Source organism: Pararhizobium sp. O133, assembly GCF_051669845.1.
GTDB lineage: Bacteria > Pseudomonadota > Alphaproteobacteria > Rhizobiales > Rhizobiaceae > Pararhizobium.
Genome location: NZ_CP196426.1, coordinates 3,090,340 through 3,106,354, shown reverse-complemented (window position 1 = coordinate 3,106,354; position 16,015 = coordinate 3,090,340). Strand labels below are relative to the sequence as shown.

Sequence of the window (16,015 nt, the reverse complement as noted above, 5' to 3'; positions counted from 1 at the left end):
TCATGTCACGTCTGCAGAACAAGACAGCCCTGATCACCGGCGGCACCAGCGGTATCGGTCTTGAAACCGCCCGCCAGTTCATCGCCGAAGGCGCGAAGGTCGCCGTTACCGGCACCAACCCGAAAAACATCGAGGCAGCGCGCGCCGAACTGGGAGACGCAGCTCTCTTCATCCAGGCCGATGCCGGCGATATCGCCGGGCAGAAGGCCATCGCCGAAACCGTCGGCAAGGCGTTCGGTCATCTCGACATCCTGTTCGTCAATGCCGGTGTCGCGGATTTCCGCCCGATCGAGCAGGTGGACGAAGATGCGTTCGACCGCTCGGTGGCGATCAATGTCAAAGGCCCGTTCTTCCTGATTCAGGCGCTGCTGCCGTTGTTCGCCAATCCGGCTTCCATCGTCTTGAACACCTCGATCAATGCCCATATCGGCATGCCGAACACCAGCATCTACGCCTTGACCAAAGCGGCGCTTCTGTCCTTTGCCAAGACGCTGTCCGGTGAACTGATCGGCCGCGGCATTCGCGTCAACGCCGTCAGCCCCGGTCCGGTCGCCACGCCGCTCTATGGCAAGCTTGGCATGTCGACCGCCGATACCGACGCCATGGCGACGGCAAAGATCCCGATCGGTCGTTTCGGTCACCCCAGCGAAATCGCCAAGGCTGTGGTTTTCCTCGGCTCGGATGAGTCGGCCTATACTGTCGGCAGCGAACTGGTGATCGACGGTGGCATGAGCAACCTCTGATCGGTCGATCCCGCAAGGTCCGGTGTTTTCGCGCCGGACCTTACGTTTGCAATCAACACAAAGTTGCGAATCCAACATTTCCTTGAAATCGGCGGTCAAAAAGGGCAAAGCACCTGCCAACGACCAGTTTCAGGGAAATTCATGAGCGCTGCCTCCCGCAACCCGCGTCTGCTCGACCATCTCGTCTTGCCGGTTGTCGATCTGGCGACGGCCAGACACCGCTATGAGCGGCTCGGCTTCACCGTCGCCGCGGATGCGATTCATCCATTCGGAACCGAAAACGCCTGCGTCTTCCTCGCCGACAAGACCTATCTCGAGCCGCTGGGCATTGCCCAGCGCGAGGATTGCGAGGCAGCGGCACTCGATGGCAACGTCTTTGTTGCCCGCGATCAGGCCTATCGTTTTCGCAATGGCCAGGACGGTTTCTCGGCAATCGTGCTGAGCACCGATGACGCTGCGGCGGATGATGCTCGGTTTCGCGAAAATGGCATTTCCGGCGGCGACCTGCTGGAATTCTCGCGGTCGATGAAACTGCCGGACGGCTCCGAAGGCGTCGGCAGCTTTCGGCTGTCCTTCGCAGCCGATCTGCGCTCTCCGGATTTCTTCTTTTTCACATGTCAGCGCCTGAAGTCGCTGCCGGCGGATCGCTCGACGCTCGAAACCCATGCCAATGGTGTTGTCGGCATGGCGGAAGTGGTTCTGTCCGAGCCGAACCCGACCGATTTCCAGTACCTGCTGCAGGAAGCCGTCGACGAGCGCCAGGTCTCGGCGCACTCATTCGGCATGGATATTGAGACACGCAATGGCGTGAAGATCTCCGTCCTGAACCAGGCCGGGATGGCGGGCTTCTTCGATCGGAAGACACTCGATCATTCCCGTGGCCTGGTCGGACGCGGTGTCGTCTTCAGGGTTGTCGATCTCGCAGCGACTGAACGCCTTCTTGCCGCCAATGCGGTTTCCACCATCAGAAAAGACAATCGCCTCATCGTTCCGGAAGCACCGGGGCAGGGCGTCATTTTCGTATTCGGAGAATAATGATGCAGACCAATGCAAATGTCGTTGCCGGCAGTGGCGCGAACCAGGTGGTGTTTTCCAACACGCAGAAGCTGTCGCTGATCGCCGGCCCCTGCCAGATGGAAAGCCGCGACCACGCCTTCATGATCGCAGGCACGATGGTCGAGCTCTGCAAGTCGCTGGGCCTCGGCTACGTGTATAAGTCGTCGTTCGACAAGGCCAACCGCACGTCGCTCTCCGGCAAGCGCGGGATCGGCCTTGAAAAGGCGATGGAGGTCTTTGCCGATCTCAAGAAAGAGTATGGTTTTCCGGTCATCACCGACATTCATACGGAAGAACAGTGTGCACTCGTTGCCCCAACCGTCGATATCCTCCAGATTCCGGCTTTCCTCTGCCGCCAGACGGACCTTTTGATCGCCGCTGCCAGGACCGGCCGCGTCATCAACGTCAAAAAGGGCCAGTTTCTGGCTCCCTGGGACATGAAGAGCGTGCTTGCCAAGTTCACCGAGAGCGGCAACCCGAACGTGCTTCTGTGCGAACGCGGCGCGTCCTTCGGTTATAACACGCTGGTCTCCGACATGCGCTCGCTGCCGATCATGGCGGGTCTCGGTGCGCCCGTTGTCTTCGATGCCACCCATTCGGTTCAGCAGCCGGGCGGGCAGGGCGGTTCCACCGGCGGTCAGCGTGAATTCGTCGAAACCCTGGCGCGCGCCGCCGTGGCCATTGGTGTCGCCGGCGTGTTCATCGAGACGCACGAGGATCCCGACAACGCGCCCTCCGATGGCCCGAACATGGTTCACCTGAAGGACATGCCGCGCCTGCTGGAAACGCTGCTCGCCTTCGATGCGGTGGCAAAGCGCTGAGTGCCGCGTTTGTGAATTTTTCTTGAAGGCGTGGGTGCGGGCGGCAATTGCCCGGGCCCGCCATTGTAATTTCCGGTCCATGAATTATGACAGGACCATCCTCCACCACCATGTTTGAAGCAGGGAAGAGACCATGACTGCAATCATCGACATCATCGGCCGTGAAATTCTCGATAGCCGGGGCAACCCGACGGTCGAAGTCGACGTTCATCTCGAAGACGGCAGCTTTGGCCGCGCAGCGGTTCCCTCGGGCGCTTCCACCGGCGCGCATGAAGCCGTCGAACTGCGCGATGGCGGCAAGCGTTATCTCGGCAAGGGTGTCGAAAAGGCCGTCGAAGCCGTCAACGGCGAAATCTTCGAAGCCATCGGCGGCATGGATGCCGAAGACCAGCTGCACATCGACGCGACGATGATCGAACTTGATGGCACGCCGAACAAGTCGCGCCTCGGCGCCAACGCCATCCTCGGCGTCTCGCTGGCCGTCGCCAAGGCTGCAGCCGAAGCCTCCGGCCTGCCGCTCTATCGCTATGTCGGCGGCCCGAACGCCCGCCTGCTGCCGGTTCCGATGATGAACATCATCAATGGCGGCGCCCATGCCGACAACCCGATCGACTTCCAGGAATTCATGATCGTGCCGGTTGGCGCCGACACGCTGCGTGATGCCGTGCGCATGGGCTCGGAAGTGTTCCACACGCTGAAGAAGCAGCTGGCAGCCGACGGCCACAATACCAACGTTGGTGACGAAGGCGGCTTCGCGCCGGGTCTCGCATCGGCCCCTGCCGCCCTCGACTTCATCATGAAGTCGATCGAGAAGGCAGGTTATCGTCCGGGCGACGACATGCACATCGCTCTCGACTGCGCCTCGACCGAATTCTTCAAGAACGGCAAATACGTTCTGGAAGGCGAGGGCCGCACGCTCGAGCCGGAAGCCATGGCCGATTACCTCGCCGAACTCGCTGCCAAGTACCCGATCTTCTCGATCGAAGACGGCATGGCGGAAGACGACTGGGAAGGCTGGAAGTACCTGACCGACAAGATCGGTAGCAAGACGCAGCTCGTCGGCGACGACCTGTTCGTCACCAACTCGTCGCGTCTGCGCGACGGCATCAAGATGGGCGTCGCCAACTCGATCCTCGTCAAGGTCAACCAGATCGGCTCTCTGTCCGAAACGCTCGACGCGGTCGAGACCGCGCACAAGGCGCGCTATTCCGCCGTCATGTCGCACCGCTCGGGCGAGACCGAGGATTCGACCATTGCCGACCTCGCCGTTGCCACCAACTGCGGACAGATCAAGACCGGCTCGCTCGCCCGCTCCGACCGTACCGCCAAGTACAACCAACTGATCCGCATCGAGGAACAGCTTGGTCCGCAGGCCAAGTATGCAGGCCGTTCGATCCTCAAGGGTTGATTGAATTTGCAGACGCCGTCATGCTCGGCCTTGTGCCGAGCATCTGCTGACGGTTCTGCGGCGCAGGCGGTGCGACCCTCGCCTGCGTACATGCAGACGCTTCGGTAGATCCTTGGGACAGGCCCAAGGATGACGACAACATCTGAAACCCGTGATCAGCGATGGTCGCGGGTTTTTCATCGCCGGCGTTTATGGTCAACGGTCGGTTAATCTATGGCTGGTAGCGTGTTGAGGTATTGCGTATCAGGGCATGATCGATGTGGACCAAACACCATAAGAAACGGAAGCTGGGGCGGTTTGTGATGCCGCTCATCACGATCGCTTTCCTCTCCTATTTCGGCTATCATTCCATTCATGGCGAATATGGCCTCAAGGCAACCGAAAAGTTCGATCGCCAGCGGATCGAGCGCCAGGCGCGCCTGGGCGAGTTGACGACGCAGCGCCAGACGCTGGAAAAGGAAGTCGCGCTCCTGAGTGACGGCTCGCTCGAACGCGACATGCTCGATGAAAAAGCCCGCTTCGGACTGAATATGTCGCGGAGCGACGAAATCGTGATTTTTCACTGAGTTGCCACATTAACCGGAAACAGGTTAATTTAAAATAAGAAAGCAATATCAATAACTTGATGTGAATATAAGCCATGCAAATATGGCATTGCTGTGATCGCATTCTTTCCCTATGGTACCTGCAAAAGCCAACCATAGGGAGGATTGAATGGCTCCGCGAACATCCGCGTCCGTTTCCAGCCGCAAGACAGCGGCAAAGCCCGCCAAGAAGGACTTCACCGGCTCCAATATCGCTGAGTTCGATCGCGATCAGGATATGAAGGCCTATCGTGAAATGCTCCTCATTCGCCGGTTCGAAGAAAAGGCCGGCCAGCTCTATGGCATGGGCTTCATCGGCGGCTTCTGTCACCTTTACATCGGCCAGGAAGCGGTCGTCGTCGGCATGCAGATGGCCCAGAAGGAAGGCGACCAGGTCATCACCGCCTATCGTGACCACGGTCACATGCTGGCCTGCGGCATGGAAGCCCGCGGCGTCATGGCCGAACTGACCGGCCGTCGTAACGGCTATTCCCACGGGAAGGGCGGTTCGATGCACATGTTCTCCAAGGAAAAGCATTTCTACGGCGGTCACGGCATCGTCGGCGCGCAGGTGTCGCTCGGCACCGGTCTTGCCTTCGCCAATGCCTATCGCGGCAATGACAGCGTTTCCGTCGCCTATTTCGGCGATGGCGCGGCCAACCAGGGCCAGGTTTACGAGAGCTTCAACATGGCCGCTCTCTGGAAGTTGCCGATTGTCTACATCATCGAGAACAACCGTTACGCCATGGGCACGTCCACGGCCCGCGCCACCGCCCAGTCGAATTATTCGCTGCGCGGTTCCGGCTTCGGCATTCCCGGCATGCAGGTCGATGGCATGGATGTGCGTGCGGTGAAGGCCGCCGCTGACGAGGCGCTCGAGCATTGCCGTTCCGGCAAGGGCCCGATCATCCTCGAAATGCTGACCTATCGCTACCGCGGCCATTCGATGTCCGACCCGGCGAAGTACCGCTCCAAGGACGAAGTGCAGAAGATGCGCTCGGAATATGACCCGATCGAGCAGGTGAAGGCCCGTCTTATCGAGAAGGGCTGGGCGACCGAGGACGACCTCAAGGCCGTCGACAAGGACGTCCGCGATATCGTTGCCGACAGCGCCGATTTTGCCCAGTCGGATCCGGAGCCGGATGTATCCGAGCTCTACACCGACATTCTGCTTTAAGACCGGGACGAGGAAAACATCATGCCTATCGAAATTCTGATGCCCGCTCTGTCGCCGACGATGGAAGAAGGCACGCTCAGCAAATGGCTGAAAAACGAGGGTGACAAGGTTACTTCCGGCGACGTGATCGCCGAAATCGAAACCGACAAGGCGACCATGGAAGTGGAAGCCGTCGACGAAGGCGTGATCGGCAAGATTCTGATCGCCGCCGGCACCGAAAACGTCAAGGTCAACACGGCGATCGCTGTGCTGTTGCAGGACGGCGAGAGCGCCAGCGATGTGGCTGCTCCGAAGGCGGCTGCCCCTGTCGCCGAGCCCGCAAAGGCGGAAGCCGCGCCTGCGAAGTCCGAAGCGGCAGCACCCGTCGCAGCCCAGCCGAAAGCCGACATTCCGTCCGATCCGGATATTCCGGCGGGAACCGAAATGGTTTCCACCACGGTTCGTGAAGCGCTTCGCGACGCAATGGCCGAAGAAATGCGCCGTGACGCGGATGTCTTCGTCATGGGTGAGGAAGTCGCCGAATACCAGGGCGCCTACAAGATCACCCAAGGCCTGCTGCAGGAATTCGGGTCCCGCCGCGTCATCGATACGCCGATCACCGAACACGGCTTTGCCGGCGTCGGCGTCGGTGCGGCGATGGCCGGCCTGAAGCCGATCGTCGAATTCATGACGTTCAATTTCGCCATGCAGGCGATCGACCAGATCATCAACTCCGCCGCCAAGACGCTCTACATGTCCGGCGGCCAGATGGGCGCACCGATCGTGTTTCGTGGCCCGAACGGCGCTGCCGCCCGCGTCGGCGCCCAGCACAGCCAGGATTACGCCACCTGGTACAGCCAGATCCCGGGTCTCAAGGTCGTCATGCCCTATACGGCAGCCGACGCCAAGGGCCTCTTGAAGGCGGCAATCCGCGATCCGAACCCGGTCGTCTTCCTCGAAAACGAAATCCTCTACGGTCAGTCGTTCGACGTGCCGAAGATGGATGATTTCGTCCTGCCGATCGGCAAGGCGCGCATCCACCGCAAGGGCAAGGACGTCACCATCGTCTCCTTCGGCATCGGCATGACCTATGCCGTCAAGGCTGCCGCCGAACTGGAAAAGGAAGGCATCGACGTCGAACTGATCGACCTGCGTACGCTCCGTCCGATGGACCTGCCGACCGTCATCGAATCCGTCAAGAAGACGGGCCGCCTGGTGACGGTGGAAGAGGGCTATCCGCAGAACTCGATCGGCACCGAAATCGCCACCCGCGTCATGCAGCAGGCCTTCGACTATCTCGATGCGCCGGTCCTGACGATCGCCGGCAAGGACGTTCCGATGCCCTACGCCGCCAACCTTGAAAAGCTGGCCTTGCCGAATGTCGGCGAAGTCGTCCAGGCGGTGAAGACCGTCTGCTACAAATAAGGGAGGGTTCACAGAGATGCCTATCAACATCACCATGCCGGCCCTTTCGCCCACGATGGAAGAGGGCAACCTCGCCAAGTGGCTGGTCAAGGAAGGCGACAAGGTCTCGTCCGGCGACGTTCTCTGCGAGATCGAAACCGACAAGGCGACCATGGAAGTGGAGGCCGTCGATGAAGGCACCATTGCCAAGATCGTCGTTCCGGCTGGAACCGAAGCGGTCAAGGTCAATGCGCTGATCGCGATCCTCGCCGCCGACGGCGAGGATGTCTCGGCCGCTGCCGCCGGTGGCGAGGCTGCGCCCGCTGCCAAGGCGGAACCGGCAAAGGCTGAAGCTGCCCCTGCAAAGGCAGAGGCTGCTGCTCCGGCACCCGTATCCACGAACGGCGGTGGTGTCTTTGTTGGTGGCGGTGGAGCCCCGGCATCGTCCGGCGCGCGCACCTTCTCGTCGCCGCTCGCCCGCCGTCTGGCCAAGGAAGCAGGGATCGATATCTCCGCTGTTTCCGGCACCGGTCCGCATGGCCGTGTCATCAAGAAGGACGTCGAAACCGCCGTCGCCGGTGGTGGCGCCAAGGCTGCTGCCGCTGCTGCTCCTGCCGCCGCACCGGCTCCGGCTGCTGCCAAGGGCGCATCCGACGAAGCCGTCCTCAAGAACTTTGCCGAAGGCTCCTACGAGCTCGTGCCGCATGACGGCATGCGCAAGACGATCGCCAAGCGCCTGCAGGAATCCAAGCAGACCATTCCGCATTTCTACGTCTCCGTGGATTGCGAACTGGATGCGCTGCTGGCTCTGCGTGCCCAGATCAATTCCTCCGCACCGGAGAAGGACGGCAAGCCAGTCTACAAGCTCTCGGTCAACGATATGGTCATCAAGGCGCTGGCACTGGCGCTGCGCGACGTTCCGGACGCCAACGTGTCCTGGACGGACTCGAACATGGTCAAGCACAAGCACGCCGATGTCGGTGTTGCCGTGTCGATCCCCGGCGGCCTGATCACCCCGATCATTCGCTCGGCCGAAACCAAGAGCCTGTCGGCCATATCCAACGAGATGAAGGATCTCGGCAAGCGCGCCAAGGACCGCAAGCTGAAGCCCGAGGAATTTCAGGGCGGTACCACCGCCGTCTCCAATATGGGCATGATGGGCGTGAAGAATTTCGCCGCCGTCGTCAACCCGCCGCATGCCACGATCCTGGCGATCGGGGCAGGCGAGGAGCGCGTCGTCGTCAAGAAGGGCCAGATGGTCGTCGCCAACGTCATGACCGTCACGCTTTCGACCGACCACCGCGCCGTCGATGGCGCGCTCGGTGCCGAACTGCTCGGCGCCTTCAAGCGCTACATCGAAAACCCGATGGGCATGCTGGTGTGACGCAATTTCCGGCCGCGGCGCCTGTCGCGGCCGTCTCCACTTCCACGTGAATCCGGGTCGTGACTTTTTCTCGGCTGATATCCATATTCAAGGAGATCGGCACATGGGTGCGACGGAGGTTTGAATGGCCAAGGAACCGGAAAACATGATCATCCCGCCGCTGCGTGAAATGCGTGGGGAGATCAAGGAATTGCGGGGGGAAGTCGCGGGCCTTAAGCAACAACTCGACAAGCTGGAAAGCGGCCAGAAGACCATTCGTCAGGCGCTGACGGCGGATACGATGATGTCGAAATTCGTGACCGGCGATTTCGAGGAACGAATTTTCGACCTTGAGCGCAAGGTCGAGGCGCTGACCAAAGGTAAGTAGTTCAGGCGGTGGCAGACGTCGCGGCGCCCTGGAGGGCATGGGAATTTTGAGCGCGGATATGAAAACAGTCCTCTGCTACGGTGACAGTCTGACCTGGGGATATGATGCCGAGACGCTCGGTCGTCATGCGCTGGAGGATCGCTGGCCGTCGGTTCTTCAGTCAGCGCTGGGTGCCGACGTTCATGTCATCGCCGAAGGGCTGAACGGCCGCACCACCGTTTATGACGATCACACCGCCGATTGCGATCGCAACGGCGCCCGCATTCTGCCGACCGTTCTGCACAGCCATGGGCCGCTCGATCTGGTCATCATCATGCTCGGGGCAAACGACATGAAGCCGGTGCTGTGCGGCACGGCGTTCGGTGCGACGCAGGGCATGGAGCGGTTGATCGAACTGATCGCCCATCATGCCTGGTCATTCGACGACGACGAAAAGCCGGAGATATTGATCGTCGCGCCGCCGGCGATCTGCGAGACGGCCAACGCGGCATTTGCAGCTATGTTTGCCGGTGGTGTCGAGCAGTCCTCCATGTTGGCTTCGCTTTATGCGGATCTGGCAGACGAAAAGGGCTGCGGCTTCTTTGACGCCGGCTCGGTGGCGAAGACGACGCCGCTCGATGGGGTGCATCTGGATGCGGAAAATACCCGTGCGATCGGACGCGGCCTCGAGCCGATGGTCCGGATGATGCTCGGGCTGTAATGACGGCTGCCCTGTCGCTGCGGCCAGCGGAGCCTCGGGATGTGGCGGATCTGGCCATTCTGGTCGATCTCGCCTCGCATGGCTTCGCGACATGGCTCTGGTACGGGGCGGTGATGCGCGGCGAGGCGGATACGGCGCTCGAACAGGGGCGGGCGCGCATGCGGATGGACGATGAGCCGGGCGCCTGGAAGGATGCAACGGTTGCGGAATGGAATGGCGAGATTGCCGGTGTGTCGATCGGCTATGACCTGGACGAAAGCGTGCGCGACATCGTGCCGGCCCATCCGGTGATCAAGCCGCTCCTGGACCTGCAGGTCGAGGTGATCGGCAGCCGGTTCATCGACAGTCTCGGTGTCTACCGGCACCATCGCCGCAAGGGCATCGGGCAGGCGCTGCTGGCGCATGAAGTGAAGAAGGCGCGGGGCGGGCGGGTCAGCCTGATCACCGAGAGCCACAATGAAACGGCGTTGGCGCTCTATGTGGCCAGCGGATTTGCGGAGAAGGCAAGGCTGCCGGCCGTGCCGCTCTTTGAGGATAGCAAAAGGCATGAATGGGTCTTGCTGGCCCGCAACATGGCCTAAAGCATGTCGCGCGAAAGTGTGCAGCGGTTTTGCGGCAAGGACATGCGATACAAACAGGAAGCTAAAGCGTGGGAGCGAATCTGAAGGATCGCCACACGCCTTAAGGAAGAGGCAGGAAACAGAATGGCAAATTCCTACGACGTCATCGTAATCGGTTCCGGTCCTGGCGGTTATATCGCGGCGATCCGCGCGGCCCAGCTGGGTCTCAAGGTGGCCGTGGTCGAGCGCGAGCATCTGGCCGGCATCTGCTCCAACTGGGGCTGCATCCCGACCAAGGCGCTGCTGCGCTCCGCCGAGGTGTTGCATCTGGCTGAGCACGCCAAGAATTACGGCTTGACGCTCGAAGGCAAGATCACGGCGGATCTCGCTGCGATTGTCAAGCGCTCGCGCGGCATTGCCGAGCGGATGAACGGCGGCGTTGGCTTCCTGATGAAGAAAAACAAGGTGGATATCATCTGGGGCGAGGCCAAGCTGAGCAAGCCGGGCGAGATCGTCGTGGCGAAAACCACCAAGACCATCGTCCAGCCGCAGGCGCCGCTACCGAAGAATACGCTCGGCGAGGGAACCTATACGGCCAAGCACATCATCGTCGCCACCGGCGCGCGTCCGCGCGCTCTGCCGGGCATCGAGCCGGATGGCAAGCTGATCTGGACCTATTTCGAAGCGATGAACCCGGATGCGCTGCCGAAGTCGCTGCTGGTCATGGGCTCGGGCGCCATCGGTATCGAGTTCGCCTCGTTCTACCGCACGCTCGGCGTCGAAGTGACCGTCGTCGAGGTAATGAGCCAGGTCATGCCGGTCGAGGATGCGGAAATCTCCGCCTTCGCCAAGAAGCAGTTCGACAAGCAGGGCATGAAGATCATCCTTGAAGCCAAGGTGACGAAGGTTGAGAAGGCTGCCAATTCGGTGACAGCCCATGTCGAGAAGAAGGACGGCTCGATCGAGAAGATCACGGCCGACCGGATGATTTCGGCCGTCGGCGTGCAGGGCAATATCGAAAATCTTGGGCTCGAGGCGCTTGGCGTCAAGACGGATCGCGGCTGCATCGTCATCGACGGCTATGGCAAGACCAATGTTCCCGGCGTTTATGCGATCGGCGACGTCGCCGGACCGCCGATGCTGGCGCACAAGGCCGAGCACGAGGCTGTCATTTGCGTTGAAAAGATCGCCGGCCTGCCGAATGTCCACCCGATGGACAAGCTGAAGATCCCGGGCTGCACCTATTGCAATCCGCAGGTCGCTTCGGTCGGCCTGACGGAAGCCAAGGCCAAGGCCGAAGGCCGCGACATCCGCGTCGGCCGCTTCCCGTTCGTCGCCAACGGTAAGGCGATCGCGCTCGGCGAGGACCAGGGCATGGTCAAAACCATTTTCGACAAGAAGACCGGCGAACTGCTCGGTGCGCATCTGGTCGGCGCCGAAGTGACCGAACTGATCCAGGGCTTCGTGGTCGCGATGAACCTCGAAACGACCGAGGAAGACCTGATGCACACGATCTTCCCGCATCCGACAATCTCGGAAACGCTGAAGGAATCAGTTCTCGATGCCTATGGGCGTGCGCTGAACGCTTGATCTCGCATTTGCCGCTTTGCCCCTCACCCTAGCCCTCTCCCCGCATGCGGGGAGAGGGGACGTGGCACACGCAATGCCAGAGGGGGAGTGAGCGGGCGGCATATCCCTTCTCCCCGTGAACGGGGAGAAGGTGGCCGACAGGCCGGATGAGGGGCTGTTGGCAGAATATTGCGAACCGGCATTTGATCGCCCACATGTGGGTAGAAGCAAAAGGACGTTTCATGGACATCGGCTGGATCGCGGCAATTATCATCGGTGGACTGGCGGGCTGGCTTGCCGGCAAGCTGATGGATATTCGCTTCGGCATCCTCATGAACATCGTGATCGGCATCGTCGGCGCCTTGCTCGCCAATGCCATCTTCGACAGCGCCGGTATCCATGTTGCCAGCGGATGGCTGGGTTACCTTGTGCAGGGTTTCGTCGGCTCGTGCATTTTGCTATTCCTCGCGAAAATCGTCAGACGCTGACGTCGAAAGCAGGTTATTGATGGTCACCATTCTCGACAGAACCAATCTCGCCGAAACCACAGACGCACCCCGCGTCCGCCATCCCGAAAAGGCGCACCGCCCCGATAACGAGGTGATGCGCAAGCCCGAATGGATCCGTGTGAAGGCGCCGGTCTCGAAGGGCTATCAGGAAACCCGTTCGATCGTGAAGGAGCACAAGCTCGTCACGGTCTGCGAGGAGGCCGGCTGCCCGAATATCGGCGAGTGCTGGGACAAGAAGCACGCCACGTTCATGATCATGGGCGAGATCTGTACCCGCGCCTGCGCCTTCTGCAATGTCTCGACAGGCAAGCCGAATGCGCTGGATATGGCTGAGCCTGAAAACGTCGCGAAGGCCGTGCGGGAGATGGGTCTCAGCCACGTCGTCATCACGTCTGTTGATCGTGACGACCTCGCCGACGGCGGTGCCGAGCATTTCGAGAAGGTGATCTGGGCGATCCGCGCTGCGTCGCCGCTGACGACGATCGAAATCCTGACGCCGGACTTCCTGAAGAAGCCGGGCGCGCTGGAGCGTGTCGTCGCTGCCAAACCGGATGTCTTCAACCACAATATGGAAACCGTGCCGGGCAATTATCTGACGGTCCGTCCCGGCGCGCGTTACTTCCATTCGATCCGGCTCTTGCAGCGGGTCAAGGAACTGGATCCGACCATGTTCACCAAGTCCGGCATCATGGTCGGCCTCGGCGAGGAGCGCAACGAAGTGCTGCAACTGATGGACGACCTTCGCACGGCCGACGTCGATTTCCTGACGATCGGCCAGTACCTGCAGCCGACCAAGAAGCACCACAAGGTCGAGGCCTTCGTCACGCCGGACGAGTTCAAATCGTACGAGACGGTTGCCTACACCAAGGGCTTCCTGATGGTGGCTTCCAGCCCGCTGACCCGCTCCTCGCATCATGCCGGCGACGATTTCGCCCGGCTCCGGGCGGCGCGCGAAAGGAAGCTGCTCGCAGCGGCGGAATAGGGTCGCCGATCTGGAGTCTAAGTTCCGCTGTTGTTGGAGCGCGAGTCTTGTCGAGGGCGGTGACGTTTATGATGTCGAGGTTTGCGATTATCACTAGGAAGAGATGATGCAATTCATACCTGAAAATCCAATTCATCCGGGGGAGATCCTCAAGGAGGATTTCCTGAAGGAGTATGGCATCACCGCCTATCGAGCCGCGGAAGACATGGGGATTCCTCGCACGAGAATAGAACGTATCATGCGTGGCGAGAACGGAATTTCCGCCGACACCGCCCTTCGTTTGGCGCGATATTTTGATAATAGCCCGGAATTCTGGCTCAACTTGCAGCGTTCCTACGATCTTGCATTGGCACACAACGCTGCCGGCAATCTCGACGCTATAACGCCGGTGCGGGCCGCCTGAGCCTCATGCCACAATTCGAGACCCGCCGGCCCGTCAATCACACACCCGACCAGATGTTCGATCTGATCGCGGATGTGGAGAAATATCCGGAATTCCTGCCGCTCTGCGAGGCCCTGACCGTTCGCTCCCGCAAGGAACGCGAACGGCGGGAATTGCTGGTGGCCGACATGACCGTTGGCTACAAGGCCATTCGCGAGACCTTCACCACGCAGGTGCTGCTCAACAAGACCGAGCGGATCATCGACGTCAAATATATCGATGGCCCGTTCAAGTATCTCGACAATCGCTGGCGTTTCGAGGACGTGACCGGGAACGGCTGTTCCGTCCATTTCTTCATCGATTATGAGTTCAAGAGCCGCATCTTGGGAGCGCTGATGGGCTCGATGTTCGATCGGGCCTTTCGGATGTTTTCCGAGGCTTTCGAAAAGCGGGCGGATGCGATCTACACGCCGGCCTCCTGATCAGTCTGCGCTGCCGGCCACTTCCTCCAGCATGGCAAGCGCAGTACGCACGGTTTCGAGGCGCACCGCATCGCGGCCGATATCGCCATAGCGCATTTCGCGATGAAGCACGCCGCCGCTGCGCGCGGAGGCGGCGAGATGGACGAGGCCGACAGGCTTCTCAATCGATCCGCCGCCAGGGCCGGCAATGCCGGTGACGGCCACGGCAACATCCGCCCGTGAATGGGCAAGCGCGCCCGCGACCATTTCCAATGCCGTCTGGCGGGAGACAGCGCCATAGGCGGCGAGTGTCGCCGAATCGACGCCCAGCATCTGCATCTTGGCTTCATTGGAATAGGTGACGAAGCCGCGATCGACCACCGAGGACGAACCGGGGATCTCGGTCAGGGCGCCGACGATCAGGCCGCCGGTGCAGGATTCGGCCGTGGCTACATTGAGGTCACGCTCCGAAAAAGCTGAAATCAGGCCCTTCGCCTTGTCTTCGATATCGCGCGGCCAGTTGCTCATGCGTCTCGGCCTCCATAGACGACCGTTGCCGTGGCGATCGCGGCGATGCCCTCGCGCCGGCCGACAAAGCCGATCGTCTCGTTGGTGGTTGCCTTTACCGAGCAGCGATCCAGTGAAATGCCGAGCATGGAGGCGAGGTTCTCGCGCATCGCCTGGCGGTACGGGCCGACTTTCGGGGCCTCGGCGATCAGGGAAATATCCGCGTTCATGATCGTGCCGCCATTGTCGCGAACGATTTTCGCCGCGTGTTCGAGGAAGATGCGCGAGGGTGCGCCTTTCCATTGCGGGTCGGACGGGGGGAAATGATCGCCGATATCGCCGGCGCCGCAGGTGGCGAGAAGGGCATCGGTGAGGGCATGCAGGGCAACATCGGCGTCGGAATGGCCGAGCAATGTCTGATCGTGTAGGATGAAGATGCCGCAGAGCGTCACGCCGGTTCCTTCTACCAGTTGGTGGACGTCGTAGCCATTGCCGGTGCGCACGTCGGGCAGGGCGTTGCGGCTGAGTTTTTCATTCGCCATGGCGATATCCCGTTTGATTGTCAGCTTTACATTGTCGGCCGATCCTTCGATCAGGGCAACGGGGATGCTGGCCCATTCCGCGATTGAGGCGTCATCGGTGAAATCCGAACGGCCTGATGATGCCGCTTCCTCATGCGCCGAGAGAATCGGCGCGAAGCGGAAGCATTGCGGTGTCTGCGCGGCGAAAAGGCCGGCGCGGGGGACAGTCTCGGCAACGGTTCCGTCCGGCGCGCCGCGCTTCAGCGTATCGGCAACGGCAGTGACGGGAAGGGCTGCCTCGGCACCATCCATAAGGGCCGCGTGGCAGCGATCCAGCAGCGCATGGTCAACGAAGGGCCGGACGGCGTCGTGGATCATCACATGGGTGATGCCGGAGCCTTCCAGTGCCTTCAATCCGGCAAGCACCGAAAGCTGCCGTGTCGGCCCACCATGGACGAAACGGATGGTCTCGGCGTTCTTCGAAACGAGGCCGCGTGCATTCTCGAACAGCGCTTCGTCATCGGGGTGAATGACGACGACGATTACCGTGTCCTGCTCCCAAGTTGAAAATGTCTCGAGCGTATGGGTGATGACCGGAAGCCCGCCGATCGCGCGGTACTGCTTCGGCCCATCGACGTGCGAGCCCGCGCGTTCGCCACGGCCGGCGGCGACAATGACCACGCCACAGGAAAACTGTTCTTTTGCCTGCATCTTCTGTATGGCTTCCCGCAAATCTGTCGCCGTTCGGATCGGATGCCGAACGAACGGATGGCCCGCCTGTTCGGTCATGGTGCCGAAACACCGGATCTCACTGGCTGCGGCGCACCGCTTCAACCCCGCTGTGATGTACCGTGAAGGTTGGAGCTTGACCAGTTGTCCATGGAATTTTGTCGCGCGCGTT

18 protein-coding genes are annotated in these 16,015 nt (G+C 60.9%); 16 read left to right on the top strand and 2 right to left on the bottom strand.

All coding sequences use genetic code 11. The annotated features are described in order from the left end of the window. Window positions 1-2 precede the first annotated feature (2 nt). The 16 genes from ACST81_RS14815 to ACST81_RS14740 all read left to right on the top strand — a co-directional run bounded on the left by ACST81_RS14815 (window position 3) and on the right by ACST81_RS14740 (window position 14,107). Window positions 3-743, top strand: coding sequence for an SDR family oxidoreductase (locus tag ACST81_RS14815; RefSeq protein ID WP_438748825.1), 741 nt, complete (start codon window positions 3-5; stop codon window positions 741-743). A gap of 141 nt (window positions 744-884) precedes the next feature. Further along, window positions 885-1,778: a VOC family protein gene (locus ACST81_RS14810; RefSeq protein WP_438748824.1), complete on the top strand. Its 894-nt coding sequence runs from the start codon at window positions 885-887 to the stop codon at window positions 1,776-1,778. Continuing rightward, window positions 1,778-2,620: a 3-deoxy-8-phosphooctulonate synthase gene (kdsA, locus tag ACST81_RS14805; RefSeq protein WP_438748823.1), complete on the top strand. Its 843-nt coding sequence runs from the start codon at window positions 1,778-1,780 to the stop codon at window positions 2,618-2,620. Before ACST81_RS14810 ends, kdsA begins: the two co-directional genes overlap by 1 nt. A 133-nt stretch (window positions 2,621-2,753) precedes the next feature. Further along, a complete protein-coding gene (gene eno, locus ACST81_RS14800; RefSeq protein ID WP_438748822.1) occupies window positions 2,754-4,028 on the top strand; it encodes a phosphopyruvate hydratase in 1,275 nt (424 codons plus the stop codon). Window positions 4,029-4,285: 257 nt separating this feature from the next. Continuing rightward, the gene (locus tag ACST81_RS14795; protein WP_438748821.1) at window positions 4,286-4,594 is read left to right on the top strand and encodes an FtsB family cell division protein; all 309 of its coding nucleotides are present in this window, start codon (window positions 4,286-4,288) and stop codon (window positions 4,592-4,594) included. 148 nt (window positions 4,595-4,742) lie between these two features. After that, window positions 4,743-5,789, top strand: a complete 1,047-nt coding sequence (pdhA, locus tag ACST81_RS14790; RefSeq protein ID WP_438748820.1) for a pyruvate dehydrogenase (acetyl-transferring) E1 component subunit alpha — start codon at window positions 4,743-4,745, stop codon at window positions 5,787-5,789. Window positions 5,790-5,810: 21 nt separating this feature from the next. Further along, window positions 5,811-7,193 carry a pyruvate dehydrogenase complex E1 component subunit beta gene (locus ACST81_RS14785; protein WP_438748818.1) on the top strand — a complete coding sequence of 461 codons (1,383 nt, stop codon included), beginning with the start codon at window positions 5,811-5,813 and terminating at the stop codon, window positions 7,191-7,193. A 16-nt stretch (window positions 7,194-7,209) separates the two neighbouring features. Then, a complete protein-coding gene (locus ACST81_RS14780; protein WP_438748816.1) occupies window positions 7,210-8,556 on the top strand; it encodes a pyruvate dehydrogenase complex dihydrolipoamide acetyltransferase in 1,347 nt (448 codons plus the stop codon). A gap of 124 nt (window positions 8,557-8,680) precedes the next feature. Further along, window positions 8,681-8,923 (top strand): hypothetical protein, encoded by a 243-nt coding sequence (locus tag ACST81_RS14775; protein WP_438748815.1) that lies wholly within the window; start codon window positions 8,681-8,683, stop codon window positions 8,921-8,923. A gap of 58 nt (window positions 8,924-8,981) precedes the next feature. Then, window positions 8,982-9,623 (top strand): SGNH/GDSL hydrolase family protein, encoded by a 642-nt coding sequence (locus ACST81_RS14770; protein ID WP_438748814.1) that lies wholly within the window; start codon window positions 8,982-8,984, stop codon window positions 9,621-9,623. Beyond that, a complete protein-coding gene (locus ACST81_RS14765) occupies window positions 9,623-10,204 on the top strand; it encodes a GNAT family N-acetyltransferase (protein WP_438748812.1) in 582 nt (193 codons plus the stop codon). Before ACST81_RS14770 ends, ACST81_RS14765 begins: the two co-directional genes overlap by 1 nt. 123 nt (window positions 10,205-10,327) lie before the next feature. Further along, window positions 10,328-11,773 (top strand): dihydrolipoyl dehydrogenase, encoded by a 1,446-nt coding sequence (gene lpdA / locus ACST81_RS14760; RefSeq protein ID WP_438748810.1) that lies wholly within the window; start codon window positions 10,328-10,330, stop codon window positions 11,771-11,773. 221 nt (window positions 11,774-11,994) lie between these two features. After that, window positions 11,995-12,240, top strand: a complete 246-nt coding sequence (locus ACST81_RS14755; protein ID WP_438753581.1) for a GlsB/YeaQ/YmgE family stress response membrane protein — start codon at window positions 11,995-11,997, stop codon at window positions 12,238-12,240. 19 nt (window positions 12,241-12,259) lie between these two features. Beyond that, window positions 12,260-13,243, top strand: coding sequence for a lipoyl synthase (lipA, locus tag ACST81_RS14750; protein ID WP_438748808.1), 984 nt, complete (start codon window positions 12,260-12,262; stop codon window positions 13,241-13,243). 103 nt (window positions 13,244-13,346) lie between these two features. Further along, the gene (locus ACST81_RS14745) at window positions 13,347-13,646 is read left to right on the top strand and encodes a HigA family addiction module antitoxin (protein WP_438748807.1); all 300 of its coding nucleotides are present in this window, start codon (window positions 13,347-13,349) and stop codon (window positions 13,644-13,646) included. Between the two features lie 5 nt (window positions 13,647-13,651). Further along, entirely contained in the window at window positions 13,652-14,107 is a 456-nt protein-coding gene (locus ACST81_RS14740) for a type II toxin-antitoxin system RatA family toxin (RefSeq protein WP_438748806.1), read from the top strand. On the opposite strand, the gene ACST81_RS14735 is transcribed toward ACST81_RS14740, so the two are convergent. Next, a complete protein-coding gene (locus ACST81_RS14735) occupies window positions 14,108-14,614 on the bottom strand; it encodes a CinA family protein (RefSeq protein WP_438748805.1) in 507 nt (168 codons plus the stop codon). Beyond that, window positions 14,611-15,825 (bottom strand): bifunctional 2-C-methyl-D-erythritol 4-phosphate cytidylyltransferase/2-C-methyl-D-erythritol 2,4-cyclodiphosphate synthase, encoded by a 1,215-nt coding sequence (locus ACST81_RS14730; RefSeq protein ID WP_438748803.1) that lies wholly within the window; start codon window positions 15,823-15,825, stop codon window positions 14,611-14,613. Before ACST81_RS14730 ends, ACST81_RS14735 begins: the two co-directional genes overlap by 4 nt. Between the last annotated feature and the right edge of the window lie 190 nt (window positions 15,826-16,015).

What these genes read in the sequence shown, in the direction of transcription:
- ACST81_RS14815 (WP_438748825.1), top strand. Translation starts at nt 3, where the DNA reads ATGTCACGTCTGCAGAACAAGACAGCCCTGATCACCGGCGGCACCAGC.
- ACST81_RS14810 (WP_438748824.1), top strand. Translation starts at nt 885, where the DNA reads ATGAGCGCTGCCTCCCGCAACCCGCGTCTGCTCGACCATCTCGTCTTG.
- kdsA (WP_438748823.1), top strand. Translation starts at nt 1,778, where the DNA reads ATGATGCAGACCAATGCAAATGTCGTTGCCGGCAGTGGCGCGAACCAG.
- eno (WP_438748822.1), top strand. Translation starts at nt 2,754, where the DNA reads ATGACTGCAATCATCGACATCATCGGCCGTGAAATTCTCGATAGCCGG.
- ACST81_RS14795 (WP_438748821.1), top strand. Translation starts at nt 4,286, where the DNA reads ATGTGGACCAAACACCATAAGAAACGGAAGCTGGGGCGGTTTGTGATG.
- pdhA (WP_438748820.1), top strand. Translation starts at nt 4,743, where the DNA reads ATGGCTCCGCGAACATCCGCGTCCGTTTCCAGCCGCAAGACAGCGGCA.
- ACST81_RS14785 (WP_438748818.1), top strand. Translation starts at nt 5,811, where the DNA reads ATGCCTATCGAAATTCTGATGCCCGCTCTGTCGCCGACGATGGAAGAA.
- ACST81_RS14780 (WP_438748816.1), top strand. Translation starts at nt 7,210, where the DNA reads ATGCCTATCAACATCACCATGCCGGCCCTTTCGCCCACGATGGAAGAG.
- ACST81_RS14775 (WP_438748815.1), top strand. Translation starts at nt 8,681, where the DNA reads ATGGCCAAGGAACCGGAAAACATGATCATCCCGCCGCTGCGTGAAATG.
- ACST81_RS14770 (WP_438748814.1), top strand. Translation starts at nt 8,982, where the DNA reads ATGAAAACAGTCCTCTGCTACGGTGACAGTCTGACCTGGGGATATGAT.
- ACST81_RS14765 (WP_438748812.1), top strand. Translation starts at nt 9,623, where the DNA reads ATGACGGCTGCCCTGTCGCTGCGGCCAGCGGAGCCTCGGGATGTGGCG.
- lpdA (WP_438748810.1), top strand. Translation starts at nt 10,328, where the DNA reads ATGGCAAATTCCTACGACGTCATCGTAATCGGTTCCGGTCCTGGCGGT.
- ACST81_RS14755 (WP_438753581.1), top strand. Translation starts at nt 11,995, where the DNA reads ATGGACATCGGCTGGATCGCGGCAATTATCATCGGTGGACTGGCGGGC.
- lipA (WP_438748808.1), top strand. Translation starts at nt 12,260, where the DNA reads ATGGTCACCATTCTCGACAGAACCAATCTCGCCGAAACCACAGACGCA.
- ACST81_RS14745 (WP_438748807.1), top strand. Translation starts at nt 13,347, where the DNA reads ATGATGCAATTCATACCTGAAAATCCAATTCATCCGGGGGAGATCCTC.
- ACST81_RS14740 (WP_438748806.1), top strand. Translation starts at nt 13,652, where the DNA reads ATGCCACAATTCGAGACCCGCCGGCCCGTCAATCACACACCCGACCAG.
- ACST81_RS14735 (WP_438748805.1), bottom strand. Translation starts at nt 14,614, where the DNA reads ATGAGCAACTGGCCGCGCGATATCGAAGACAAGGCGAAGGGCCTGATT.
- ACST81_RS14730 (WP_438748803.1), bottom strand. Translation starts at nt 15,825, where the DNA reads ATGCAGGCAAAAGAACAGTTTTCCTGTGGCGTGGTCATTGTCGCCGCC.